At 69.2% G+C, this 23,071-nt stretch carries 24 protein-coding genes; 13 read left to right on the top strand and 11 right to left on the bottom strand.

Annotated elements, in window-relative coordinates; translation table 11 throughout:
• Nucleotides 1-120: 120 nt before the first annotated feature.
• The 4 genes from ACIA8G_RS08275 (at nt 121) to ACIA8G_RS08260 (ending at nt 3,284) form a co-directional block, all read left to right on the top strand.
• On the top strand, nt 121-759 hold the full coding sequence (locus tag ACIA8G_RS08275) for a glycosyltransferase family 2 protein (protein WP_396417656.1): 639 nt from the start codon (nt 121-123) through the stop codon (nt 757-759).
• On the top strand, nt 756-1,400 hold the full coding sequence (locus tag ACIA8G_RS08270; protein ID WP_396417655.1) for a DUF2064 domain-containing protein: 645 nt from the start codon (nt 756-758) through the stop codon (nt 1,398-1,400). The genes ACIA8G_RS08275 and ACIA8G_RS08270 overlap by 4 nt, the downstream gene beginning before the upstream one ends.
• 244 nt (nt 1,401-1,644) lie before the next feature.
• Nucleotides 1,645-2,244 carry a class I SAM-dependent methyltransferase gene (locus ACIA8G_RS08265; RefSeq protein ID WP_396417654.1) on the top strand — a complete coding sequence of 200 codons (600 nt, stop codon included), beginning with the start codon at nt 1,645-1,647 and terminating at the stop codon, nt 2,242-2,244.
• Nucleotides 2,241-3,284 (top strand): molybdopterin-dependent oxidoreductase, encoded by a 1,044-nt coding sequence (locus tag ACIA8G_RS08260; RefSeq protein ID WP_396417653.1) that lies wholly within the window; start codon nt 2,241-2,243, stop codon nt 3,282-3,284. The genes ACIA8G_RS08265 and ACIA8G_RS08260 overlap by 4 nt, the downstream gene beginning before the upstream one ends.
• 326 nt (nt 3,285-3,610) lie before the next feature.
• On the opposite strand, the gene ACIA8G_RS08255 is transcribed toward ACIA8G_RS08260, so the two are convergent.
• Nucleotides 3,611-4,426, bottom strand: a complete 816-nt coding sequence (locus ACIA8G_RS08255) for a hypothetical protein (RefSeq protein WP_396417652.1) — start codon at nt 4,424-4,426, stop codon at nt 3,611-3,613.
• Complete coding sequence (locus ACIA8G_RS08250) at nt 4,426-5,286, bottom strand: ABC transporter ATP-binding protein (protein ID WP_396417651.1); 861 nt, start codon at nt 5,284-5,286, stop codon at nt 4,426-4,428. Before ACIA8G_RS08250 ends, ACIA8G_RS08255 begins: the two co-directional genes overlap by 1 nt.
• Nucleotides 5,287-5,385: 99 nt before the next feature.
• Between ACIA8G_RS08250 and ACIA8G_RS08245 the strand changes: the two genes are divergently transcribed.
• Both ACIA8G_RS08245 and ACIA8G_RS08240 read left to right on the top strand, forming a co-directional pair.
• The gene (locus ACIA8G_RS08245; RefSeq protein WP_396417650.1) at nt 5,386-6,441 is read left to right on the top strand and encodes a sensor histidine kinase; all 1,056 of its coding nucleotides are present in this window, start codon (nt 5,386-5,388) and stop codon (nt 6,439-6,441) included.
• On the top strand, nt 6,438-7,082 hold the full coding sequence (locus ACIA8G_RS08240) for a response regulator (RefSeq protein WP_396417649.1): 645 nt from the start codon (nt 6,438-6,440) through the stop codon (nt 7,080-7,082). Before ACIA8G_RS08245 ends, ACIA8G_RS08240 begins: the two co-directional genes overlap by 4 nt.
• On the opposite strand, the gene ACIA8G_RS08235 is transcribed toward ACIA8G_RS08240, so the two are convergent.
• Nucleotides 7,075-8,811: a collagen binding domain-containing protein gene (locus ACIA8G_RS08235; protein WP_396417648.1), complete on the bottom strand. Its 1,737-nt coding sequence runs from the start codon at nt 8,809-8,811 to the stop codon at nt 7,075-7,077. The genes ACIA8G_RS08240 and ACIA8G_RS08235 overlap by 8 nt on opposite strands.
• 178 nt (nt 8,812-8,989) lie before the next feature.
• Here ACIA8G_RS08235 and ACIA8G_RS08230 point away from each other — a divergent pair, with 178 nt between their 5' ends.
• The 5 genes from ACIA8G_RS08230 to ACIA8G_RS08210 all read left to right on the top strand — a co-directional run bounded on the left by ACIA8G_RS08230 (nt 8,990) and on the right by ACIA8G_RS08210 (nt 11,557).
• Nucleotides 8,990-9,223 carry a hypothetical protein gene (locus tag ACIA8G_RS08230; protein WP_396417647.1) on the top strand — a complete coding sequence of 78 codons (234 nt, stop codon included), beginning with the start codon at nt 8,990-8,992 and terminating at the stop codon, nt 9,221-9,223.
• Complete coding sequence (locus tag ACIA8G_RS08225) at nt 9,220-9,768, top strand: DUF6879 family protein (RefSeq protein ID WP_396418671.1); 549 nt, start codon at nt 9,220-9,222, stop codon at nt 9,766-9,768. Before ACIA8G_RS08230 ends, ACIA8G_RS08225 begins: the two co-directional genes overlap by 4 nt.
• Nucleotides 9,698-10,627 carry a helix-turn-helix domain-containing protein gene (locus ACIA8G_RS08220; RefSeq protein WP_396417646.1) on the top strand — a complete coding sequence of 310 codons (930 nt, stop codon included), beginning with the start codon at nt 9,698-9,700 and terminating at the stop codon, nt 10,625-10,627. Before ACIA8G_RS08225 ends, ACIA8G_RS08220 begins: the two co-directional genes overlap by 71 nt.
• Before the next feature lie 37 nt (nt 10,628-10,664).
• Entirely contained in the window at nt 10,665-11,255 is a 591-nt protein-coding gene (locus tag ACIA8G_RS08215; RefSeq protein WP_396417645.1) for a DUF5753 domain-containing protein, read from the top strand.
• A 62-nt stretch (nt 11,256-11,317) separates the two neighbouring features.
• Nucleotides 11,318-11,557 carry an AMED_5909 family protein gene (locus ACIA8G_RS08210; RefSeq protein WP_396417644.1) on the top strand — a complete coding sequence of 80 codons (240 nt, stop codon included), beginning with the start codon at nt 11,318-11,320 and terminating at the stop codon, nt 11,555-11,557.
• Here the strand turns inward: ACIA8G_RS08210 and ACIA8G_RS08205 are convergent.
• Nucleotides 11,543-12,163, bottom strand: a complete 621-nt coding sequence (locus ACIA8G_RS08205; RefSeq protein WP_396417643.1) for a DJ-1/PfpI family protein — start codon at nt 12,161-12,163, stop codon at nt 11,543-11,545. The genes ACIA8G_RS08210 and ACIA8G_RS08205 overlap by 15 nt on opposite strands.
• On the bottom strand, nt 12,163-13,101 hold the full coding sequence (locus ACIA8G_RS08200) for a GlxA family transcriptional regulator (protein ID WP_396417642.1): 939 nt from the start codon (nt 13,099-13,101) through the stop codon (nt 12,163-12,165). Before ACIA8G_RS08200 ends, ACIA8G_RS08205 begins: the two co-directional genes overlap by 1 nt.
• 105 nt (nt 13,102-13,206) lie before the next feature.
• Between ACIA8G_RS08200 and ACIA8G_RS08195 the strand changes: the two genes are divergently transcribed.
• Complete coding sequence (locus ACIA8G_RS08195; RefSeq protein WP_396417641.1) at nt 13,207-14,211, top strand: GDSL-type esterase/lipase family protein; 1,005 nt, start codon at nt 13,207-13,209, stop codon at nt 14,209-14,211.
• On the opposite strand, the gene ACIA8G_RS08190 is transcribed toward ACIA8G_RS08195, so the two are convergent.
• The 4 genes from ACIA8G_RS08190 to ACIA8G_RS08175 form a co-directional block, all read right to left on the bottom strand.
• Nucleotides 14,195-15,271: a carboxylesterase family protein gene (locus ACIA8G_RS08190; protein WP_396417640.1), complete on the bottom strand. Its 1,077-nt coding sequence runs from the start codon at nt 15,269-15,271 to the stop codon at nt 14,195-14,197. The two genes, ACIA8G_RS08195 and ACIA8G_RS08190, sit on opposite strands and share 17 nt — an antisense overlap.
• A gap of 397 nt (nt 15,272-15,668) precedes the next feature.
• Nucleotides 15,669-17,969, bottom strand: coding sequence for a hypothetical protein (locus tag ACIA8G_RS08185; RefSeq protein ID WP_396417639.1), 2,301 nt, complete (start codon nt 17,967-17,969; stop codon nt 15,669-15,671).
• Nucleotides 17,970-18,211: 242 nt separating this feature from the next.
• Entirely contained in the window at nt 18,212-18,901 is a 690-nt protein-coding gene (locus tag ACIA8G_RS08180; RefSeq protein WP_396417638.1) for a hypothetical protein, read from the bottom strand.
• Nucleotides 18,898-19,263: a YchJ family protein gene (locus ACIA8G_RS08175; RefSeq protein ID WP_396417637.1), complete on the bottom strand. Its 366-nt coding sequence runs from the start codon at nt 19,261-19,263 to the stop codon at nt 18,898-18,900. Before ACIA8G_RS08175 ends, ACIA8G_RS08180 begins: the two co-directional genes overlap by 4 nt.
• 96 nt (nt 19,264-19,359) lie before the next feature.
• On the opposite strand from ACIA8G_RS08175, the gene ACIA8G_RS08170 reads away from it, so the two are divergent.
• Nucleotides 19,360-19,911 (top strand): DivIVA domain-containing protein, encoded by a 552-nt coding sequence (locus tag ACIA8G_RS08170; RefSeq protein ID WP_396417636.1) that lies wholly within the window; start codon nt 19,360-19,362, stop codon nt 19,909-19,911.
• 135 nt (nt 19,912-20,046) lie between these two features.
• Here the strand turns inward: ACIA8G_RS08170 and ACIA8G_RS08165 are convergent, their stop codons facing one another.
• Complete coding sequence (locus ACIA8G_RS08165) at nt 20,047-20,562, bottom strand: GNAT family N-acetyltransferase (protein WP_396417635.1); 516 nt, start codon at nt 20,560-20,562, stop codon at nt 20,047-20,049.
• Complete coding sequence (locus tag ACIA8G_RS08160; RefSeq protein WP_396417634.1) at nt 20,563-23,043, bottom strand: DNA topoisomerase (ATP-hydrolyzing) subunit A; 2,481 nt, start codon at nt 23,041-23,043, stop codon at nt 20,563-20,565. It abuts the gene before it with no gap.
• Nucleotides 23,044-23,071: the final 28 nt, after the last annotated feature.

Below are 23,071 nucleotides of genomic sequence, written 5' to 3'. Positions count from 1 at the left end.
CGCCCAACCTAGGGCGTGCCGCGGGTGGCCGCAGGGCTCGCAAGACAATCGTAAGAACTCTTTCGAGCGTCACAATTCCGTAAGCACCGCAACACTTTCCGGCAGTCCAGGATGGACTCCATGGATGTCGTGTTGCCCTGCCTGGACGAGGCCGCCGCACTGCCCGCGGTACTCGGTTCCCTGCCTCCTGGATACCGCGCGATCGTCGTGGACAACGGGTCTGCCGACGGTTCCCCCGCGGTCGCCGCCGCTCATGGCGCACTGGTCGTGCACGAGCCACGCCGTGGCTACGGCGCCGCGGTGCACACCGGCCTGCTCGCCGCCACGTCCGGCTTGGTCGCGTTCGCCGACGCGGACGGCTCGCTGGACCTGGGCTCGTTGCCCGCCATGGCCGGACTTCTGGCCGACTCCGACCTCGTGGTGGGCCGCCGGGTACCGGTGCGCTCGGGCGTGTGGCCGTGGCACGCCCGAGCCGGGAACTTCGTGATCGCAAGCCTGTTGCGCCGCCGAGGCCTGGACGTGCACGACATCGCGCCGCTGCGGGTGTGCCGCCGCGAAGCGTTGCTGGCGCTGGACATCCGCGATCGCGCCTTCGGCTACCCCCTGGAACTGCTGGTGCGCGCGGCCGCCGCGGGCTGGCGAGTGCGCGAGGTGGACGTCGCCTACGGACCACGTGCGGCGGGCACCCGGTCCAAGGTGTCCGGCTCGCTGCGCGGCACGATGCGCGCGGCCCGTGACATGGCGGGAGTGCTGCGATGAGGTTCTGCCTGCTGATCATGGCCAAGTCGCCGGTGCCCGGCCAGGTGAAGACCCGGCTGTGCCCGCCGCTGTCCGCTGAGGAAGCCGCTGAGGTGGCGGCGGCTTCTCTGCTCGACACCCTGGAAGCCGCTCTGTCCACGCCCGGCGCGGTGCCGGTGGTGGCGCTGGCCGGGGTGGTGCGGCGCGATGACGTGCGGGACGCGCTGGCGGAGTGCGTGGTGATTCCGCAACGCGGCTTGACCTTCGCGGATCGGCTGGCTCACGCTCATCTGGATGTCGCCCAGTTCGGGATGCCGGTGCTGCAGATCGGGATGGACACGCCCCAGGTGACGCCGGCACTGCTGGAGTCGTGCGCGGAGTTCGACGAGGCGGCGCTCGGGTTCGCGCTGGACGGCGGGTGGTGGGCGCTGGGGCTGCGGGATCCTCGGCACGCCGGGGTGTTGCGGAAGGTGCCGATGTCGCGGGCCGACACCGGGGCGTGCACCTTGGAGGCGCTACAGGGGCTACAGGGGCTACCGGTCAGGACGCTGCCGATGCTGTCCGATGTGGACACGATCGTCGACGCTCGCGCGGTGGCGGCTCAGGTGCCGCGCAGCCGGTTCGCCGCCGCGCTGGCCGAGACTGGGGCGGTGGCCCGATGAGGCGCGGTCGGCAGGCTCGCGCAGGGGTCCCCTCCAGAGGGGTCCCCTGGTTCTATTCTCCCAGACGGCACCGACAATTCCCGGCGACCGCCCGCACGACCCACCCCACCCCGGCAGCCGCCCGCACGGCCCACCCCACCCCGGCGGCCGCCCGCACAGCCCACCCCACCCCGGCGGCCGCCCGCACGACCCACCCCACCCCGGCGGCCGCCCGCACAGCCCACCCCACCCCGGCGGTGGCCCGATGATGTTCGACCAGACCCTCCAGGGTCACGCCGGCTGGCTCGACCTGCCAGGAACCGCCCCGCGCGAACTGTCCGTCGCCCGCTGGCACGCCAACGCCGGCGGCGGCGACTCCGTCCTGCTCGACGCCTGCACCGGCCCCACCCTCGACGTCGGCTGCGGCCCCGGCCGCCTCGTCGCGGCGCTGCTCGATCGCGGCGTCCAAGCCCTCGGCGTCGACGTGTCGCCGGTCGCGGTCCGGCGCACGACAGCGCGCGGCGGCATCGCGATCCGGCGCGACGTGTTCGACCTGCTGCCCGGCGAAGGACGGTGGCACCACGTGTTGCTCGCCGACGGCAACATCGGCATCGGCGGCGATCCGGCCAGACTCCTCCGCCGGATCAGAGAACTGTTGCGGCCCAGCGGGACCGTCATCGTGGAGGTCGAGCAGCCGGGGTCCGGGCTCGCGGAGGGCCAGGCGCGGGCGCGGACAGAGGGCTCGCTCGGGCAATGGTTCCCCTGGGCGTGGAGCGACGCGGAGTCGGTACCGGCGGACGGGTTCTTCCTGCTGTGGCAGACCGAACGCGCCGGACGCTGGTTCGCTTGCTGGGAGCGGCTGTGAAACCCCCTAAGTTCCGCGCCCCCGCCCACCACACCGGGGTGACCAGCCGGGTCGGCACGTGGCTCGGCATCACGTTCGGGCTGTGCTTCGTCACCGGGCTGCTCAGCCACGGCGTGCAGCACGACTGGCCGTGGCCGACCCGGCCGGTCGACCTGTACCGGGTCACGCAAGGGGTGCACGTGATCTCCGGGGTCGCGTCGATTCCATTGCTGCTGGCCAAGTTGTGGAGCGTCTACCCGAAGCTGTTCGAACGTCCCCTGATCAAGTCGGTGCCGCACGCGCTCGAGCGCGGCTCGATCTTCGTGCTGATCGCGGCGTCGTTCTTCGAGCTGGTCACCGGGCTGTTCAACGCGGCGCAGAACTACCCCTGGTCGTTCTACTTCCCCACCGCCCACTACGCGGTCGCATGGATCACGATCGGCGCGTTGCTCGTGCACATCGCGGTGAAGATCCCGGTCGTCCGCCGCTCCCTGGAACCGGCCGCCCAAGAGCGCACCATCCTGTCCCGCAGGGCTTTCCTCCGCACGACCGCCCTCACGACCGGTGTCGCGGTGGTCGCGACGGCAGGTGTCACGGTGCCGTGGCTGCGCAAGATCTCGGTGCTGGCCTGGCGGTCTGACGGCGACCTGCCGGTGAACCGGACGGCAGCGGCGGCCCGGATCGAGGTGCCGGCGGACTGGCGTCTGAGAGTCGGCCGGCAGAGCTACTCGCTGGCCGAGCTCAACGCCCTGCCCCAGGTGACCGTCGACCTGCCCATAGCCTGTGTCGAGGGCTGGAGCCAGAACGCGACCTGGACCGGCGTGCGGATCGCCGATCTGGTCGGCAAGGGCGACATCCGGGTCGAGTCGCTGGAGAAGGACGGCCTCTACAAGGCAAGCACGCTGCCGGAAGCCTTCGCGCAGGACCCTCTGACGTTGCTTGCGCTCCAACTCAACGGCGAAGAGCTCAGTCCGGACCACGGACATCCCTGCCGGCTCATCGCGCCGAACCGGCCGGGTGTGCTGCAAACGAAGTGGGTCACGTCGTTGGAGGTGCTGTGAGGATCTTGCTGGGCGCCGTAGGCGTGGCACTCGGAGCGTGGGGTGCGTGGCTGCTCCTCCCCCAGGTCACCATCGAGCTGCTCGCGTGGCTCGGCGGAGGCGTCGTTCTCCACGATTTCCTGATCGCCCCGCTCGTCGGAGCGTCCGGATTCCTCGTCAAACGATCCAGCACCGGCGTCGGGCTCGTCGTGTCCGGAACCGTCGCGATCATCGCGGTTCCGTTGCTGTGGCGGGAGTACAGCGGGCCGGTCAACCCAGGCCTGCACGACCGCGACTACCCCACGGGAGTCGCGGTCGTGCTCGGCGTGACCTGGGCCGCGGTGGCCCTATACGAGATCGCGACGCACCTTCAGAAGCGTCGCCGCCCCGACAAAAACCACCACGTACCCGACGAGGAACAGCGCGGCGGTGGTGCCGCTCAGGTCGGTGAGCACGCCGGGCGCACCCGATCCGCCGACGGCACCGGCCAGGTTGCCGGCCGAACCGCCGGGCAGGACCTCGGTGAGCGACTCGACCGGTCCGAGCAGGGAACCGACGCCCCGCAACAGGTTCTCCGTGACGATCGCCCACATCAGCCCGAGTCCGACCGCGAGCGCCGGTCCCTTGGTGACCACGCCGAGGAACACGCCGAACCCCGTCCACATGGCGGCGATCAGCAGTGACGCGCCCACCGCCTCCAGTGCGGCGACACCGGGCAGACTCCAGTCCCAGCCCTCGATCGAGGCCACCGCGATGGCCGCGCCCAGATCGACCACGAACGTCAACGCCACCAGGATCACCACGATGATCGCGAGCGCGCCCAACGTGCCGCCCAGAGCCGAAATACGGCGCGGACCGGCCGTGAACGTGGTCTTCCAGGTGCCCCAGCCGTAGCCGCTGCCGACCGCCAGCGCGGCGAGCACCAGGATGATCGCGCCGCCGAACATCGGCAGGCCGCGCACGACGGCCGCGCCCACGTTCTCCGGCTGCATCGCACTGATCAGCTGCTGCTGCGAGAGGTCACGCGTGTTGGTGCCGCCGTTCAGGGCGAGGTAGTTGAACAGGTAGCCGAACGTCAGCGTCATCACCAGCCAGACGCCGATCAGCACCCACGTCGCCGGCCACTTCCACAGTCGCAGCAGCTCCGCTTTGACGCTGCCCATCACGCCGCTCCCGTCATCTCGAAGAAGACCTCTTCCAACGTCCGGCGCAACGGCCGGACTTCCTGCACATCCACGTCGGCGTGCACCAGCGTGCGCACCAACGAACCCGCGTCGGACTCACGCACGTGCAGCACGTCGCCGCGCAGTTCACTGCCCTCGATCAGGACGTGCGCCTTCTCGATCGGGTCCGCCTTGATCAGCAGCACCGTGTCGCCGCGCAGCTGCTCGACCGTGCTCTCGGCGACGAGCTTGCCGTTCGAGATCACGCCGACCCGGTCGCAGATCTCCTCGACCTCGCCGAGCAGGTGGCTCGACAGCAGCACCGTCTGGCCCTGCGCCGCCAGCGCCCGCACCAGGTCGCGCATGTCGGCCATGCCCGCCGGGTCGAGGCCGTTGGTCGGCTCGTCCAGGATCAGCAGCTCCGGCCGGCCGAGCAGCGCCGCCGCCACGCCGAGCCGTTGCTTCATGCCGAGCGAGTACCGGCGGAACTTCTCGTTCGCCGCCCCGACCAGGTCGACCTGCTCCAGCGCGGCCTCCACCTGCGTCTTGCCCACGCCGCGGCGGTGGGCGTGCACGCGCAGGTTGTCGCGGCCGGACAGGTACGGGTAGAAACCGGGTCCCTCGATCAGGGAACCGACCTTCAGCAAGGCCTTCGGGGTGCCCGGCGCCTCGCCGAGCACGGTCGCGGTGCCGCTCGTGGGCCGCACGAGGCCCAGCAGCATGCGGATCGTGGTCGTCTTGCCCGCGCCGTTGGGACCGAGGAACCCGTAGACCTCGCCCCGCCGCACGGACAGACTGACCCCGTCCACCACGGCGCGGTCGCCGTAGCGCTTCGTCAGCTTCTCCGTCGTCACGATCATGCCGACAATCGTGTTCCGCCGAGGGCGTGAGGTCGTCAGCCGCGGAGCGTCATGAAGATACGCACATCTGCGTACGTCGTCGGTCGTATCGTCGGCACCATGCAGTTCAGGATCAGATGGCAGGACGTGGCGCTGACGGTGGCGCTGCTGTTCTTCGGCCTCGGGGGCACGCGGTTCGCCGCGCGGCTGCAGGGCGCGACATCTCTCGACGTCCTCGCCTACGTGCTCATCGCGCTGGCGGCCGCGGGACTGCTGTTCCGCTCGGTCCGTCCGCTGTGGACGTTCGTGCTGACCGCCGGCACCATCGCCGTCTACCTGGCGCTGGCCTACCCGTTCGGGCCGATCCTGATCAGCGGCGTCGCGGCGATGTACGCGGTGGCGATGTACGCGCGCATCGAGTACGCCGCGGGCTGCGCTCTGGTGTACGCGCTGGCGATTCTGCCCTGGTGGAACGAATCGATCACGTCGTGGATCACCTGGTCGGCCGGCTGGATCGTGCTGCCCGCCGCCGCCGGTGTGCTGATGCGGCTGCGCCGGCGGTCCGCTGTGGACGTTCGGGAGCGTGCCGTGATCTCCGAACGGCTGCGGCTCGCCCAGGAGGTCCACGACGTCGTCGGCCACGGGCTCTCGGTGATCGCGATGCAGGCCGGGGTCGCGTTGTACGTGCTGGACAAGGATCCCGCGAAGGCCCGCGCCTCGTTGCAGGCGATCCGCGACACCAGCAAGGAGGCGCTCGACGGCCTCCGGTCCGAATTGGACACCCTGCGCGGCTCGGCTCCGTTGCGGCCGACGATCTCGCTCGCCGACATCCCCGCGCTGGCGACGCGGATGCGCGAGGCAGGGCTCGAGGTCTCGGTCGAGGTGGACGAGGTCGAACTGCCGGACAACTACCAGCTCGCCGTCTACCGGATCGTGCAGGAATCGCTGACGAACGTGCTGCGCCACTCCTCCCCCGGCGTGACGGCGGCGGTCCACGTGTACGAGGTGCGTGGCGACCTGGTGGTGGAGGTCGCCGACACCGGCGCGCCCGGCCCGTTCACCGAGGGGCACGGCATCACCGGCATGCGCTCACGCGCCGAAGCGCTGGGAGGCACGCTCGAAGTCGGCGTATCGCACGGTTTCGCGGTGATCGCCCGGATACCGTTGCCGTCATGATTCGCGTGGTGGTGGCCGACGACCAGCCGCTGGTCCGGATGGGACTGCGGACGTTGATCGAGACCGAGGACGGCGTGCAGCTCGCCGGCGAGGCCGCCGACGGACGCGAAGCGCTCTCGCTGATCAGCTCGGTGAAGCCGGACGTGGTGTTCCTCGACATCCGGATGCCGCTGATGGACGGCCTGGAAGTGCTGCGCCGAGTGTCTGCCGATCCGGCGCTGAGCGAGGTCAAGATCGTCATGCTGACCACGTTCGACCTCGATGAATACGTGTTCGAGGCACTGCGGACCGGCGCGTCCGGGTTCCTGGTGAAGGACTCCGACCCGACCGACCTGCTGCGGGCAGTGCACGTGGTGGCCGACGGCGGATCGCTGCTGTCGCCGTCCGTCACGCGCCGGGTCATCGACCGGTTCGCCTCAGGCGCTTCGGCAAGGCCCGTGCCGCACCTGGACAAGCTCACCGAACGCGAACGCGAGATCATGCGGCACGTCGCGTCCGGCGCCTCCAACGACGAGATCGCCGCCGTGCTGGTGATCTCGCCCGCGACGGTGCGCACGCACGTGTCGCGGGCGATGGTGAAGCTGGGCGCGCGTGACCGCGCCCAGCTCGTGGTGTTCGCCGTTCAGTCAGGCCTCACCTGACCTGCAGGTTCACCCCGGTCGTCTCCTGCCCGGCCTCGACGTGGACGAGGTCGGGGTGGGTCTGGAACTCCTCCTCGAAGTTCCCGTGGAAGAGCAGCCGCACGTCCTGCGTGCCGTACCCCGTCATCGAGTACTCGTACTGGGCGTTGCGGGACGCCTCACGCCCGGCGTAGTCACCGGTAACAGCGTTCACCGCGAGCACGGTCGTGTACTGGAACGGCCGCGTGGCGTTGACGAGCCGTCCACTGATCTTGCCGGGCTTCTTCAACCGCGCGTCGGCCGTGGCGGTGCCACCAGCAGTGACCTGGACCGGCGTAGCGCTGAAACGGTCCGCCGCGCCGCCCGACCACTGCCAGGCGTACTCGCCGTAGGAGGACGGGAACTGCACGCGCCACGCGTACGGGCCCAGACCGCTGATCGAGTAGGTGCCCTCGGTGTAGGTGCAGCGGACGTTCCGGCCCTGACTCGGGTCGTAGCTGGACGGCGTCACCGAGGGGCACAACCCCGCTACCGGCGCGCCGGTAGCGTCGTCGACAACCGAGCCGCTGATCGTGCCGGCGCCGTCGAACTTCACCTGCACGGACGTGGTCTGCCCGCTGACGGTGTCGAACCACTTGGCCTGCTCGACGTCACCCGTGCCACCGTTCTCGCCCACCCACTGGCTGCCGTGAGCGGCGGACGTGCGCGGGAAGGCGAACAACCGCTGACGCCCAGGCCAGAACCCGTCCACGCGGAGCTTGCCGGTGCCGTCGGTGCTGCAGCGCTCATGTCCGGTGGAAACAACGTTGTTCTGGCGCGCCTCCACGGTGACGTAACAACCGTCGACGGCCGCACCCGTGGCCGCGTCCACGAACGTCAGGTCGAGCACGGCCTCGCGGTCCAGCGTGCCGGCCGCGACCGTCGTCTCGTCCGCGTTCACCTGGACGTCCTCGATCGTGTTGTACAGGTAGCCCTTCGGCTGCGAGAGCAGGAAGCGCCACTTGCCGGTGAGCAGGTCCGTGAACCGCGCCTTGCCCTCCGCGTCGGTGTTGACCGTGTACCCGGCCCCGAGCTCGATCGGCAGCGTGGCCTGAACCGGCACGTTCGCCATCGGCTCACCGGTAGCACTGTCCCGGATGGTGACCTCGGCACCACCCATCGGCCGCGCGAGCTGCTCGACGACGGTCTCCTGGCCGGCCTGCACGGTGATCGGGTTCCCGTTGTCGTACCAGTGATCCGTCTGCTGCGGGAAGTAGAAGCGAACCTTGCGCTGCCCCGTCCGCACGTGGTCGAACCGGAACGTGCCGTCGGCGGCGGTGGCCACGCGCTCCGCGACGTCGTTGCCGTTCACGTCGGTCAGCCGCACCCCCACGCCCGCCAATGGCTGGCCGGGCTTGCGCAGGTACGTGCCGCGCACCGACCCGTAGGTGAACGGCTTGAGCTCGATCGACACCGTGCCTGGCGCGGTCACCGGCTCGGTCAGCGCCTCCTCGTGCTCGCTGGCGTGCGCGTAGATCCGGTACTGCTTGTTCGCCGCGAGCGGGATGTCGAACTTGCCGTTGGCGTCGGTGAACGCGTCGCGCACCCAGCTGCCGTCGGGTGTCTTCGCGATTACCTGGATGCCCTTCATCGGCGCTCCGGTGCCTGCGGACGTGACTACGCCGTCGATGCCAGTTGGGCTGGCTGAGGCCGGCGTGGCGCCGATGAGCAGGCTGAAGATGGCCGCGCAGGCGGCCAGGATTCTCAACATCTATCCCCCTGGATGGACGGCTCCCCCTGAGCCGTCTGCCTCAGGTTAGGGGGCGATGCACGTGTCTGGGTAGCGGTGACTGTGGGTCTTTGGGTTCCGCTGGGGCTCACCTGACCGGGTCATTGACCGTTCCGGTCCAAACCTGCCACCGCTGCTAGCAAGTTCTAGAAATGGAGGCATGATGCGCGCTACTTTCCTCGGTAAAGACCCGCAGTCTGGGAGGGTCGGGTCGCCCACGCTGTTCGCGTCCGATCGGGCGGACCGCAAGACCTACTTCGCCCAGGGCTGGATCGTGACCGATCCGCAGGCCCTCGCGGACATCGGGCCGATCCCCGACGGAGAAGCGGTGGTCGAGGTACCCGAGGAGGTACTGAGCCTCTACCTCAAGAGGGCAACGGAGGAGGACCGCTGAGCACGTTCCCCTACCCCAGCAAGGAGTTCGAAGAACTCTTCAAGACCTTCGAGCACACAGCCTTCCGCCTCGAAGTTCGCGAACGATACAACGAACCGGACGAGCAGGAGGAGATCGCCGCCTTCCTCGCCGGAAACCGGGTCATCGAGGAATGGGACGGCTGGTGGTTGCCGAACATCCGGAAGGCGACCGCGGAAGGCCGCCGGTTCGAGAGGGTGCGGGTAGTGAGCATCCCTCCGAGCGACTACACCCGCTACGGCCTGTGGAGTTCACGTCAGACGGTGGGTGCTGGTGAGGACATCCGCTACCTGGTCCGCACGAAAGCCGACGAGGCGGGACTGCCCGACCACGACTACTGGCTGTTCGATTCGCGCACACTGGCTCGGATGCACTTCGATGGCACCGATGATCGTCTGATCAGCATCGAGATCGTCGAGGACGACCCGGCACAGATCGTCCAGCACAACTACTGGCGTGACGCAGCTTGGCATCACGCTGTGCGACGGGAGGACTTTGCCGCGGAAAACGACATCCGAGGCGTCTGAGGTACACGAGGCCCGAGTCGCGCTCGGCAGACGACTCCGCGAACTGCGTCGACAGGCTGGCCTGTCAGGCAAGCAGCTCGCGGAGTCGTTGACATGGGTGGCGTCGAAGATCTCCAAGCTGGAGAACGGGAAGCAAACGCCTACCAACGACGACATCCGGGCATGGACGAACGCGACGAACAGCGAAGACGAGGCGGCGAGCCTCCTCGCGTCCCTTCACACTCTGGAGGAACGGCACGCGGAATGGCGGAGGCTGCTCAGCGGCGGCATGCGACACAAGCAGCACCAGCTGCTGAACCAGGAAGCCGAGGTCCGATTCTTCCGGCTCTTCGAGCCTGATGTGATCTCAGGACTGCTCCAGGTGCCCGCATACGCGCGCGCGTGTCTACGGCAGGGCGAGATGACTGTTGGCGCGGTCAACGACCTCGACGACGCCGTCCACGCACGCTTGCTGCGTCAGCGGATCCTCTATGACGGAGACAAGCGATTCCACTTCGTCCTCACCGAGGCCTCACTGCGCTACCGGTTCTGTGCACCGGCGGACATGCTGGCTCAGCTCGACCGTCTGGTCTCGCTCTCCACCCTGCCCAACGTGAAGCTGGGCATCATCGGCTTCGAGACGACGTACCCGAGAATTGGGCCGTGGCATGGCTTCTGGATCCAGGATGAGGACTGCGTGGTGATCGAGACGTTTTCCGCGGAGCTCAACCTCGCCCAGCCCCAGGAGATCGAGCTCTACGGGAGGATCTTCGAGTCGCTGGCCGGCATCGCCAGCTACGGCCGAGCTGCCCGCCAGATCATCATGCGAGTGATTGACGACCTTTCGCCGGAGACCGAAGAGGAGCCGACCGGTGCCTGATACCCATGCCGAGTGGCAGCACCTGCTGAAGGACGGCATGCGGCACGTCCAGCACAGAATCGCGCAAGAGGAAGCCGGGGTCCGATCGTTCCGCGTCTTCCAGACGATGATCATCCCAGGGCTTGTGCAGACTCCCGAATACGCCAAGGTCTGTCTGAGCCACAGCGAACCCTTGTTCGGCCCTCGCAAGGATGTCGACGAGGCGGTGCGGATCCGCATGCAACGCCAGGACGTCCTGCATCAGCCTGATCGCCGGTTCCACTTCGTCATCACGGAGGCAGCTCTCCGGTTCCGCCTGTGCGAGCCGGATGTCATGCTCAGCCAACTACGCCATCTGAACTCACTCTCCGCACTGCCGACCGTGAAGCTCGGAGTCATCGGTTTCGATGCGGTGTACGGGGCAGCCTTCCCCAAACACGGCTTCTCACTTTTGGACGAGGACCACGTCAACGTGGAGACGTTCTCGGCCGAGCTCACCATCACGCAACCACAGGAGATCGAGCTGTACGGCAAGATCTTCGACTCGCTCGCCGGCATCGCCAGCTACGGCGACGAAGCCCACCGCATCATCAACCGGGCAATCGACGACCTTTCCACTGAAGTCGACGAAGATCCTCCGACCGGGTAGTCCCGAAGAAATTGCGAGAAACCGACTGGCCTCAAACCAGCCGCCCCTCGTACAAACACCCCATGAACTGGAACAAGGCAGCAGACAACGCTCAGACCCTCATGCAGGCACACGAGGCCCTGAGCCGCCTGATGCCACGCCCGGACGCCAGCCCGAAGGCCCACGCCGAGTACCACCGCCGCAGCGCCGCCGTCTATGCACGAGTAGCCGAGATAGACCGCGGCCACTTCCACGAGACGATGTTCTGGGCGACCCGCGAACGCGAGAAGGCCGAAGCGATCGAGCAGTCAGCCCTGGCGTGACTCGAACGCGGCCTTGAGGCCCTCCGCCACCGAGTCGGGAATCGAGTCGTACGAGCGCGGCGGCTGCGGGTCGTACTCGATGCCGACCTGCACGGCCTGCGCCACCAGCTCCCCGAACTCGGCCTCGACCAACCGCAGCGCCATGTCGATGCCCGCGGACACGCCGGCCCCGCTGACGACCTTGCCGTCGAACACCACCCGGTCGGTCGAAACCTCAACGCCACGAACGGAAAGGTCCTCGCGCGCAGCCCAGTGCGTCGTCGCCTTGGACACCAGTCCGGCCTCCGCGAGCAACGTCGACCCGGTGCACACCGACGTCGTCCACTTCGTCGTCGGGTGCACCTCCTGCAGCCACTCGACGACCCCGCCGGAGTCCTTCAGCAGCTCCCGCCAGTGCCCGGATCCGGGTACCACGACGATGTCGGTCGACTTGAGCGTGTCGAACGTGTCGGTCGGCATCACGACGAGCCCGTTGTCGGACTTCACGGGCTCCAAAGACGCGGCGACGAACCGGGTGGTGACGATCGGCACGGAGCCGAGCACCTCGAACGGGCCGACGAAGTCGAGCGCGGTCATGTTCGGGTAGAGCACGAACGTGGCTTCCATCAGGCAACCCCAGTTGTCCGGAAACGGGCGCGGTAGCTGCCCGGCGAGACGCCGAGCACGCGCAGGAAGGCCCGGCGCAGGGTCTCGGCCGAGCCGAAACCGCAGGCGCGGGCGACGAGGTCGAGCGAGTCGCCGGAGCTCGCCAGCCGGTCGGCGGCGGCCTCGACGCGGGCTCGTTCGACGTACTGCGCGGGCGAGATGCCCACGCTGCGAGAGAAGACGCGGGCGAAGTGCCGCACGCTCATCATCGCCTTGCGGGCCATCACCGGCACGGTCCAGTCGCGGGTCGGATCGGCGTGGATGTCGTCGAGCAACGCCCGCAGCGAGTCGTCCGACACCGGGCGCGTGCGGGTGTGCACGCTGAACTGCGACTGGCCGCCCGAGCGCTGCAGGAAGACCACGAGGTACTGCGCGATCCTGCGGGCCAGGCCGGGGCCGTGGTCCTGCTCGACCATCGCCAGCGCCAGGTCGATGCCCGCCGTCACCCCGGCCGACGTGGACACCTGCCCGTCGCACACGAAGATCGCGTCCGGCTCCACGTCGACACCGCGCTGAGCGAGCTCGCCGGTGAACGCCCAGTGCGTGGTCGCCCTCTTGCCCTCCAGCAGGCCCGCGCCGGCCAGCACGACGGCTCCCGTGCACACGCCCGCGACCCGGCGTGACCTCAGTGCCAGCCGCCGCAGGTTCGTGGTGAGCACCGGATCGCTCGCGGCCGTGTCGTAGCCCCAGCCGCCGACGACGAGCAGCGTGTCGATCGGCCGGTCGAACGTGCGCAGGTCCGCCCCCGCCTCGATCCGCACCCCCGCGGTCGCGGTGAACGGGACGCCCCCGAGCGTCGCCACGGTCACCCGGTACCGCTGCTCCCCGTGATTCGCTGCTTGGAACACCTCTATCGGTCCCGCCAGATCCAGCAGCGCCGTGTGGTCGTAGCCGACCACGACAATCTCCCTCAGATTCCCCACACCTCCACTTTCCTCATCACGGCCTGAGGCGGCAACGCCATATCTCCCTCGCATTCGGCCACCTGGGTAAGCTGGGCCGCGATGCGGAGAGCCCTTCCCCTCGCGATGATCGGCCTGCTCACGATCGTGCTGGTCGTGAGCGACCACCCGTTTCCCCCGCCCTCGGATCCCGACCGCGAGTCGCGGACGGCGGTCGTCGCACTCGGCGACAGCACGATGTCCGGCGAGGGCGCGGGAGCCTACGAGCCGGGAACCGACGGCGAGGACGGCGGCAACTGGTGCCACCGGTCGCGTGACGCGTCGATCATGAAAACGCAGATCGAGGCCGACCAGAAGATCAACCTGGCGTGCTCCGGCACGAACTCCGACAAGCTGCGGCACGAGCAGCTGCCGCGGTTGCGGGAGATCGCCGGAGCCAACCGGGTCGTCGCGATCGTCGTGGCCGTCGGCGCGAACGACGACCCGCGCTTCTCCGAGATCCTCAACGCCTGCGTACAGGCCTGGGGCAAGCGCAGCGACTGCACGTCGTCCGTCGCTCCTGAGTGGACCAAACGCGTGCGGCGGATGATCCCCAAGGTCGAGAACACGCTCAGCGCCATCCGCCAGACCATGCGCGACTCCGGCTACCTCGACTCGTCGTACCAGCTGATCGCGCAGTCCTACGCGGCACCGGTCTCGGCGAAGATGCCGCAGTCACTGCAGAACCTCTCCGGCTGCCCGCTGCGCTCCGCCGACATGGAGTGGGTCGTCGAGGAGGGCGTGCCGGAGCTGTCGAACGGCCTGCGCACCGCCGCGGACAAGGTCAACGCCCGGTTCCTGGACCTCTCCCGCGCCGGCGAGGGCCACGAGGCGTGTGTGGGCGGGTCCAAAGCGGACACCGAGTGGTTCACCCGGCTGACCGTCGACTGGGCGGGCCTGAAAAACGAGAAGCGCTCATCGCACGTGCTGCAGGAGTCGTTCCACCCCAACGCCCGCGGTCACGAGCAGATCGGCCGCTGCCTCACCGAGTTCCTGGCGAGCAGCAAGCGGGACGGCGCGTGCGTGCCGCGGCTGGACGGCTCGCTCGGCCTCACCACGGAAAGCTGACGAACCTCGTCGTGCGGGCCTCGTCCCAGGACAGGATCGCCAGGTAGACGCCGTCGGGCCAGGACTGCACGCGCCCCTCGGGACCCCACCACCTGACCTCCTCGCGCGGCCAGCCGGGCGAGCCGGTCGTCGCGAACCTGGCCCACGCCTCGGCGATGTCGCCGCGCAAAGCGTCCGGGATGTCGGCGCCGTGGTGCGCGGGCGGGCGGGAGTAGATCGAGCGGAAGGCGTTGGCCCGGTTCGCCAGGTGCGTGGTCGCCCGGCGGAAGACCTCGGCGTCCTCGTCGATCGTGTGGCACACCAGCAGATCCACGTCGAACGGGCCGTTCAGCGGCACGGCCGGCAGCGTGTCGCCGTCCACGATCGGCTGATACAGCACGACATCCGGCTGCGGGTTCGCCGCGACCTCGAAAGCGAAGTCCTGGCTGAAGAACCGGCCTGGCACGCTGTGCGCGATCGCCCGGTGGAACAGGCCTTTCGCCGCGGGCATCACCATCAGGCAGGCGACGGCCTGCGCGCCCGAGGACTGGCCGGCGATCGTGACGTTGCCGGGGTCACCGCCGTACCGCGCGATGTTGCGCTGGATCCAGCGCAACGCCGACACGATGTCGAGCAGCCCGCGGTTGTGCGGAAACCCTTCCACCGCACCGAATCCGTCGACGCCGAGCCGGAAGTTGCAGCTGACGAACACCACGCCGTGGCCCGCGATGACGTCACCGGCGTACTCGGGCTGGGCGGACGAGCCGACGGTGTTCGCGCCGCCGTGGATCCACAGCAACACCGGCGCCGGGGCGTCCACTGTGGACCAGACGTTGAGGGTGAGGACGTCCTCGGCGGCCGGATCATCGGCGCGGGGGCCGAACTCGCCGCGCGGCTCGCCGTCGCAGTCCACCGGCGGGTGGAAGCGCAGCGGGCCGAACGGGGGTTCGGCGTACCGGATGCCGAGATGTGCGGTCAGCTTTGCGCCCCTTACAGAATCGATCTCGCCTCGCCCCTTCGCGCCCTCACCGATTCGATCCCGCCACGCTCTTTCGCGCCCTCGCGGAATCGATCCCGCCACGCCCTTTCGCGCCCTCGCGGAATCGATCCCGCCACGCCCTTTCGCGCCCTCACCGATTCGATCCCGCGACGCCCTTTCGCGCCCGCTCCGATTCGATCCCACCACGATCCTTCGGGGCCCTCACGGAATCGACCCCGCCACGACCCTCCGCGCCCTCACGGAATCGATCCCGCATCGACCCCCTCCGGGGGAGTCGAGGGCCCCCACTCACATCATCTCAAGCAGGTCTGACACTTTCGCCGCGTCAGGCCTGCGGCGACGTCAGGCCTGCACCACGCCAGGCCTGCACCACGCCAGGCCTGCACCACGCCAGGCCTGTACCGACGTCACGCCTGCGCCGACGCCAGGCCAGCACCACGCCAGGCCAGGCCAGCACCACGCCAGGCCAGCACCGACGTCAGGCCTGCACCGACACCTGGATCGCGGGCAGCACGCGCAAGTTCGCCCCCGCCCGTTCCAACTGCGACAGCACACTCGGCCGCATAGCCGCGATCTCCTGATCGGCCGCCGCCCCCGCGATCTCCTGCATCAGCACCTGCTGCGGGTGCTCACCCTCAGCCTCGGCCACCGCGAGCACGCGGAAAGCCGTGCCAGGCGGGAAGACAACGCGTTCCTCGGTGGCCACGGCGACCCGGTCGGCCACCTCGACGCGCCGGCCGGTGACGGACCAGAGCAGGTACTCGGTCACGCCCTCGATCCGCTGCGCCGGGTTCGCGACCGCGTCCAGCAGGCCGTGCTCGACCAGCACGTCGCCGGAGCGGTAGCGGCGCGGGCCCGTTGGGCCGCTCTGGCCCCACACCGTCGCCACGCCGTTGTGCACGGGCAGGCGGTTCAGGCCCGAGACGATGCACGCGACGTACGGGCGCAGGCGGCCGAGACGTCCCATGCGGAGCGTGTCGACGACCATCTCCTCGTCCTGCGACACGCACGCCAGCAACGCCGTCAGGTCGGTGACCATGGCCTCGAACGCCGTGGGGTCCTCCTCGGCGTCGGGGCGCTGGGCCAGCAGGCGGCAGACCGTCGCCGCGTGCACGCCGTAGCGCTCGCCGAGAGCGCGGCGGACCGCGTCGCGTTCGACGTCCGAGCTGGCGTGGTCGCCGTGCACGGTCTCGCGCTCACCGTTGTTCTGCGCCGGCACCTCCCACGAGGCCAGCGGCTGCGTGGGCAGCGGGCCGTCCACCCGGAACCGCACGGCCGCCGCGTCCGGGTCGGACGACGGGAACGCGGCCTCGTCGGGGTCATCCAGCGCGTGCGAGGGCACGGCCGGACCGGGCTCGATGCCCGCGTAGGCGGGACGCTCCGGCTCGGGCTCGGCCGGCGTGACCGCGGCGAAGAAGCCGGTGCCGTTGTCGGCGACATCGCGCACCGACAGGGCCTGCGCGGCCGCACCCAGTGCCGCCGCGATCGGCACGGGGCTCCCCGAGGAAGACGGACCGCCGAACCCAGGCTCAGCCGCGGCGTGAGCGGGTGCCGCGTGCTGAGGCACGGGCGGAGGCGGTGCGGACACCTTGGCGTCGCAGAAGACGACGCGCAGCAGTTTGCGCACCTCAGGCTCGAGGCGTTCGACGAGAGCAGCACCGTGCACCGCGACCGCACCAGGCGTGGTGCGCCCAGGCGTGCCCACGGTCAGACGTGCCCACTCCGGGTCAACGGGCTGAGAACGCACCTCCGCCGCGTTGTACGGCTCGTCGCTCTCCCGCACCCACAGCCCGGACGGCACGACCTCCAGCACGACGCCGTCGCCGAGGCCGAACACACCGGGCGACACCTCGGCCAGGCCCTGCACCGGCGCCCGGTAGCCGGAGACCGCCGGCACGCTCTCGTGCGGTGAGCACTGCACCTCGGTCACGAACGGGCGCCACGTCTGCTGCCCGCGCGGGTCGACCGCGATCACCGCGGGACCGCCGGTGCGCAGGTTGCCCACGGGCAGGCCGGTGAACATCGCGATCGGCTCGTTGAGCTGGTCCGAGACCAGCTGCCCGAGCGCCGTGTCGATGCCGTACGGAACGAGCCGCACGCGTGACCGGGCCGCCTGGGGCAGCGCCGTCAGCAGGCGGCACACCTCGTCGGTCGGGATCGCCGACTGGCCGGGGCCACCGACGACGACGGTCAGCACGTTGTCGCGGCACGGCAGCGCCACGATCGGGCGCGAGTCCTGGGCGGACGGGTCGAACGGCGGCTGCTGCGCACGCAGCCAGAGACCTGCGGGAATGGGTTCGGAGATGCCGATCTCGCCGGTCGGCCACGGCGAGTTCGGGTCCATCGCCTCCCACTGCGGCACCGGGAAGCGGCGGCCGAACGGCATCGGCGACGCGTTCGGCTGGAACCGCACCCAGCTGCCGTAGCCCTGGGTGCCCACGACGAACGCGGCGCCCGGCACGGTGGTCAGCACCCCGTCCGGGGCCACCACCTCGGCCTGGACCTGCTCTGCCAGCCACTGCGCGGGCGCGGTCGGCCGCATCGTGCCCGCGTGCGACACCGCGAGCCGGATGGGCCCGCGACCGGCGAGCGCGGTGACGACGTGTGGCCAGAAAGTGCTCTGGTCGCCGCCGGGGAAGTCGACCACGACCACCGTCCGGCCACGATCGACCGGCAGCGTGCGGGCAAGTCCGGTAGCCGCCTGAGAGGGACCCTCAGGAGCGGATACGACAAGCGTGGCGCCCACGAAGTTCGCCGCGAACGGCGTTCGTTGCGGCACTGGCTCCGGCTGCGGCGGCGCTGCTGCAGGGGGCTGTTCGACGGGTTGCAGCGCAGAGTCCCGGGTCAGTCCCGAACTCTGGGTCTGCGATTGCTGGTCGCCGTGGGCGGCACGTCGGCCCATCAAGCGCCTGATCACCTCCGTGCCATCCCGTTCACTCGCCCTTTCGGCTCAATCGGGCAACGGTCGTGCACGCTATCAAGACACAGCGCACTCGTGTCACCCAGCTGGGTTATTTGACGTCATCCGATCGATACCCACACGGCGCGCGCTCGTCCGCACACACCGTGAGGGCCGATGATTGCGGACGCGGAGTACGCCTTGCGTCCATCCCGGCCAAGTTCCCACGCAATGAGCAGGTGGTCCACGCCCAGTTCCACCGGCTGCTCCACTTGCGCGACGAAAGTGCCCAGCACGAACGCCGGTCCCCCGTCCGGAGCCACCGGCTGAGCCGACGGGCAGTCGAGCGCGGCCCAGACGATCTCCGGAAGCACGTGCGCGCCGTCGTGGGGCAGCACGTCCGTCGGCCGCCACACGCCGGCCCACTCCGGGCGGCCGTCGAGCGGGCCGAGCAGGGCCGCGATGCCGTCTTCCCGGCCAGGACCGCACCCGAAGCACGTCGGGAACGGGTGCTTCTCCCGCCACGGCACCTTCGCGGCGGCTTTGCGCGCCTCGTCGTGCGTCGGAGCAGCGGGAACGTCGAGGTCGAGGACGGCGGGCTCGGCGGACGCGATCACGGCGTCACCGTCGAGCAACTGGCCGTCGCGGACCACCATCTCCCGGTCGAGCGGCACCGGCTTGCGCAGCCGGACGCTGACGGCGTTGAACTCCGGGGACGGCGCGACGTGCGCCGCGAGCAGCCCCGCCGAGTAGCCGCCGTTGCCCATCCCGGGCGGGCCGTTGAACCTGCTCGCGACCTTCACCGTGCTCACAGCCCCTCCACGTAGACCCACTGGCCGTTCTCCCTGACGAACCGGCTCCGCTCGTGCACGACACCCCCTGCGTAGTGCGCGCGGAACTCGACCGTGCCCTCGTTCTGGAGCAAACCGCCATTTTCTTTTGCCAGTATTTCCAGCTTCAGCCAGCGGTCGGCAGCATCGATTCCGGCGCTCGCGGGGCGGTGTTCCGAGTGCCACGTGCGCAGCAGGTAGTCCTCATCGGACACCGCGAAAGCGCTGTAGCGAGAACGCATCAGCTGCTCCGCGGTGGCCGCGGTGCGGGCGCCGGAGTGCAGCGCACCGCAACAGTCCACATAGGACTGACCGGTACCACAGGGGCACAGTTTGTTGTTCACGCCGACATTGTGCCTGGTAAACCCGTTAGAACCGATGCCGCACCCCGTACGTACACCCAGTCAAGACTGACTCGCGGGAGGCAGAGGAGGCAGAACGTGAGCGTCGAGAGCAGGACTGAGCTCGTACCGCTGCGCACGTGGTTCGGATTGCGCTGGCGCGGTTACGACCGCGAGGAGGTGGATGACTACGTCGCCGAGCTGGAGGCCGAGCTGCGCCTGGTCGCCGCCGACCGCGACGCGTCGGAGGCCCGTGCTGAAGCGCTGGCCAGCAGGTTGATCTCGGTCCAGGAGGAGAACGCCGCCCTGCAGGACGGTCTGCACCGCATCTGCCTGACGCCGATCGACCCGAAAGGCCTGCCAGAACGGCTGGCCAGGATGGTCGCACTGGCCGAGGAAGAGCGCCGCGAGGTGATCAGGGACGCCCAACTCAAGGCGTTGATGATCGTCGGCGAGGCGGAGCAGCGTGCCCGCAGGCTCGACGAGGAGGCCGCCAGCAAGCGCGAGGGAATCCGCGAGGACTTCCGGCTCGCCATGTCGGCCCGTCGCGCCGAAGCCATGCGCGCGCTCGCGGAACTGCGCAACGTCGCCCGGGACGAAGCGGAACGCATCATCGCGGAAGCGAAGGTGCACGGGGCAAGAATCGACTGATCAGTCACCTACTTTTGGCGCGAAAAGCACGTTGGTGCCGATAGACGGCCCGAACGTGCTTTTCGCGCCATAGGGAAGCCGCGTCGGCTGGGGAGCTGCGGCGTGGATTCGAGTCGGAGTCCCCGCCCGGCGTTCTCACAGCTCGTCGTGGAAGTCCGGCACCGTCGTGTCACCGGTCTGCCAGTCGTGGCGCAGGATCGCGTACCCGACCGAATCGTGCCGATGGCCGGACGCGTCCGGCCACGCCTTCCGGTAGTGCGCTTCCTTGACGTACCCGCAGCGCCGGAACACGCGTCGCATCGCCACGTTGTCCCGCCTCGTCGTGCCCTCAATGCGCTCGACGTGCGGCAACTCGCCGAACAACCGGTCCGTCAGCCACCGCACGGCGGCCCGCCCCAGGCCCTTCCCGCGGTGCCGCTCGCTGATCCGCAGGTCGAACATCGGCGTCTCGTCCTCGAGATCGAACAACCGGACGATCCCGGCCCGTTCACCGTCGGCCACGATCCAGTACGTCTCTGCGTAGAAACCCTGCTCAACGCGTTTCAGCACATCCTCGCGCCGGACCGGTCCGCCGGTGTGGAACGGCCAAGGCTCACCGGCGAGGAAGTCGGCTAGTGCGTCCCCCTCGCCGGAGTCGAACCTGACGAACAACTAATCCCTCTCGATCAGGTGCCCGATGACGTCCGGACCAGGATGCGCGTGCCCGGAACCATCGCGCCGCGGATCGACATCGGGCAGCTCGACCGGCGACCCCTTGTCGTCCGCACCCGCCGGCCTGCTGCCGATCCACGCCAGCACCAGGTGCGACTCACCCTTGAGGAACCGCTGCGACCGCACACCACCCGTCGCGCGCCCCTTCGCCGGGTACTCGCTGAACGGCGTCACCTTCACGCTCTGCCCCGACGACGTGACGACCATCGGCTCACCGTGCTCGTCGTCGTCCGTGCGAATAGCAGCGAAGAACACCACGTGCGCGTCACCGCTGAGGTTGATCCCGGCCATACCGCCGCCCTTGAGGCCCTGCGGCCGCACCAGCTTCGCGTCGTAGCGCAGCAACGACGAGTCAGAACTGACGAACGCGAGCGTCTCACTGCCGTCCGTCAGCCAGGTGGCACCGACGATTTCGTCGCCGTCCTTGAGCGTGATGACCTCGAACTCGTCCGACCGCACCGGCCACTCCGGCTGGCACACCTTGACCGTGCCGAACTTCGTGCCGAGCGCGATCCCCGGCGAGTCCTTCGGGTCGTGCGGCGCGATCCCGACGACCTTCTCGCCCTTCTCCAGCGGCACCAGCTCACTCGCCGCCATGCCGCCCCGCAGACTCACCGTCCCGCTCTGCTCCGGCAACACCGGCAGCGGCAGCACGTCCGTCTTGAAGGCGCGGCCGAGGTTCGTGATCAAAATGATCTGCCCCCGCGCCGTGGAATGCGCAACCGCGGACACCGCGTCGTGCTTGACGCGACCAGCCCGGCGCTTGCCCTCGGACACCTCCTCCGACTCGGCCGCGGTACGCGCGACGAGCCCGGTGGCACTGAGAACGACCTGGCACGGATCGTCCGCGACCTCCAGCGGCCCAGCGGGCTTGGACGCCGCCAGCACCTCCTTGAGGTCACCGTCGATGAGACTCGTCCGACGCTCGCCGCCGAGCTCCTTGGCCACCTCCGCCAACTCGGACGAGACGAGCTTCTTCAGCACACCCTCGTCGTCGAGGATGGCGGACAGCTCCGCGATCTCCTTGCGGAGCTTGTCCTGCTCGTTCTCGAGCTCGAGCTTGTCGTATTTGGTGAGGCGGCGCAGCGGCGTGTCGAGGATGTAGGACGCCTGGATCTCCGACAGCTTGAACTGCTTCATCAGGCCGTCCTTGGCGGCAGCCGCGTTCTCGCTGCCCCGGATCAGCTTGATGACCTTGTCGATGTCCAGCAGCGCCAGCAGCAGACCCTCGACCAGGTGCAGCCGCTCCTCGCGCTTGCGGCGGCGGAACTTCGTGCGCCGCGTGACGACCTCGTAGCGGTGCTTGAGGAAGACCTCCAGCAACTGCTTCAGCCCGAGCGTCTGCGGCTGCCCGTCAACGAGCACCAGGTTGTTGATGCCGAACGACTGCTCCATCGGCGTGAGCCGGTAGAGATCCGCGAGCAGCGCCTGCGGGTTCACACCCACCTTGCACTCGATGACGAGCCGGATGCCGTTCTCGCGGTCGGTGAGGTCCTTGACGTCCGCGATGCCGGTGAGACGCTTGGACTTGTTGACCTCGTCGGTGATCTTCTCGACGATCCGCTCGGCGCCGACGCCGTACGGCAACTCGGTGACCGTGATGGCCTGCCGGCCCCTGGAGCCCTCCAGCAGCCCGATCTCGACCTTGGCGCGCATCCTGACGACGCCGCGGCCGGTCTCGTAGGCCTTCCTGACCTCGTCGAGGCCGAGCAGGATGCCGCCGGTCGGCAGGTCGGGGCCTGGCACGAACTCCATCAGCTTGTCGAGGTCCGCGGCCGGGTGGTTGATCAGCCACCTCGCCGCCCCGACGATCTCGCGCAGGTTGTGCGGGATCATGTTCGTGGCCATGCCGACCGCGATGCCGGAGGTGCCGTTGACCAGCAGGTTCGGGAAGGCGGCCGGGAGGACGGTCGGCTCTTGCAGAGAGCCGTCGTAGTTGGGGCGGAAGTCGACCGTTTCCTCGTTGAGCTCGGAGACGAGCTGCATCGCCACCGGGGACATGCGGCACTCGGTGTATCGGCTCGCGGCCGGTCCATCGTCTGGGCTACCGAAGTTGCCGTGCCCGTCGATCAACGGCTCGTTCAGGGAGAAGTCCTGCGCAAGGCGGACCAACGCGTCGTAGATCGCCGTGTCGCCGTGAGGATGGTATTTGCCCATGCAGTCGCCTACGACGCGCGACGACTTCACGTACGCGTGCGTCGGCCGGTACCCGTTCTCGTGCATCGAGTAGAGGATGCGGCGGTGCACCGGCTTGAGGCCGTCCCGCGCGTCCGGCAAAGCCCGCGAGTGGATGACCGAGTACGCGTACTCCAAGTAGGAGTCCTCGATCTCGGTCTTCAGCGGGTTGTCGAGCACCTGGGCGCCGGCCCGGTCGAACGCGGCGGGGTCGACCTTGGTCGTGGGTCCCTTGCGGCGTGCCATGACTTCGTAACTCCGTCTGTCTCAGGAA

Source organism: Lentzea sp. NPDC051213 (genome assembly GCF_044455585.1).
Classification (GTDB): domain Bacteria; phylum Actinomycetota; class Actinomycetes; order Mycobacteriales; family Pseudonocardiaceae; genus Lentzea.
The sequence above is the reverse complement of the archived record's forward strand: the minus strand, read 5'-3'. Positions and strand labels throughout refer to the sequence as shown.

Bases quoted from the DNA above. Each gene is read 5' to 3' on its own strand.
- ACIA8G_RS08235 (WP_396417648.1), bottom strand. From the start codon at position 8,811: ATGTTGAGAATCCTGGCCGCCTGCGCGGCCATCTTCAGCCTGCTCATC.
- ACIA8G_RS08240 (WP_396417649.1), top strand. From the start codon at position 6,438: ATGATTCGCGTGGTGGTGGCCGACGACCAGCCGCTGGTCCGGATGGGA.
- ACIA8G_RS08270 (WP_396417655.1), top strand. From the start codon at position 756: ATGAGGTTCTGCCTGCTGATCATGGCCAAGTCGCCGGTGCCCGGCCAG.
- ACIA8G_RS08195 (WP_396417641.1), top strand. From the start codon at position 13,207: ATGCGGAGAGCCCTTCCCCTCGCGATGATCGGCCTGCTCACGATCGTG.
- ACIA8G_RS08230 (WP_396417647.1), top strand. From the start codon at position 8,990: ATGATGCGCGCTACTTTCCTCGGTAAAGACCCGCAGTCTGGGAGGGTC.
- ACIA8G_RS08250 (WP_396417651.1), bottom strand. From the start codon at position 5,286: ATGATCGTGACGACGGAGAAGCTGACGAAGCGCTACGGCGACCGCGCC.
- ACIA8G_RS08255 (WP_396417652.1), bottom strand. From the start codon at position 4,426: ATGGGCAGCGTCAAAGCGGAGCTGCTGCGACTGTGGAAGTGGCCGGCG.
- ACIA8G_RS08205 (WP_396417643.1), bottom strand. From the start codon at position 12,163: ATGGAAGCCACGTTCGTGCTCTACCCGAACATGACCGCGCTCGACTTC.
- ACIA8G_RS08160 (WP_396417634.1), bottom strand. From the start codon at position 23,043: ATGGCACGCCGCAAGGGACCCACGACCAAGGTCGACCCCGCCGCGTTC.
- ACIA8G_RS08275 (WP_396417656.1), top strand. From the start codon at position 121: ATGGATGTCGTGTTGCCCTGCCTGGACGAGGCCGCCGCACTGCCCGCG.
- ACIA8G_RS08210 (WP_396417644.1), top strand. From the start codon at position 11,318: ATGAACTGGAACAAGGCAGCAGACAACGCTCAGACCCTCATGCAGGCA.
- ACIA8G_RS08215 (WP_396417645.1), top strand. From the start codon at position 10,665: ATGCGGCACGTCCAGCACAGAATCGCGCAAGAGGAAGCCGGGGTCCGA.
- ACIA8G_RS08245 (WP_396417650.1), top strand. From the start codon at position 5,386: ATGCAGTTCAGGATCAGATGGCAGGACGTGGCGCTGACGGTGGCGCTG.
- ACIA8G_RS08265 (WP_396417654.1), top strand. From the start codon at position 1,645: ATGATGTTCGACCAGACCCTCCAGGGTCACGCCGGCTGGCTCGACCTG.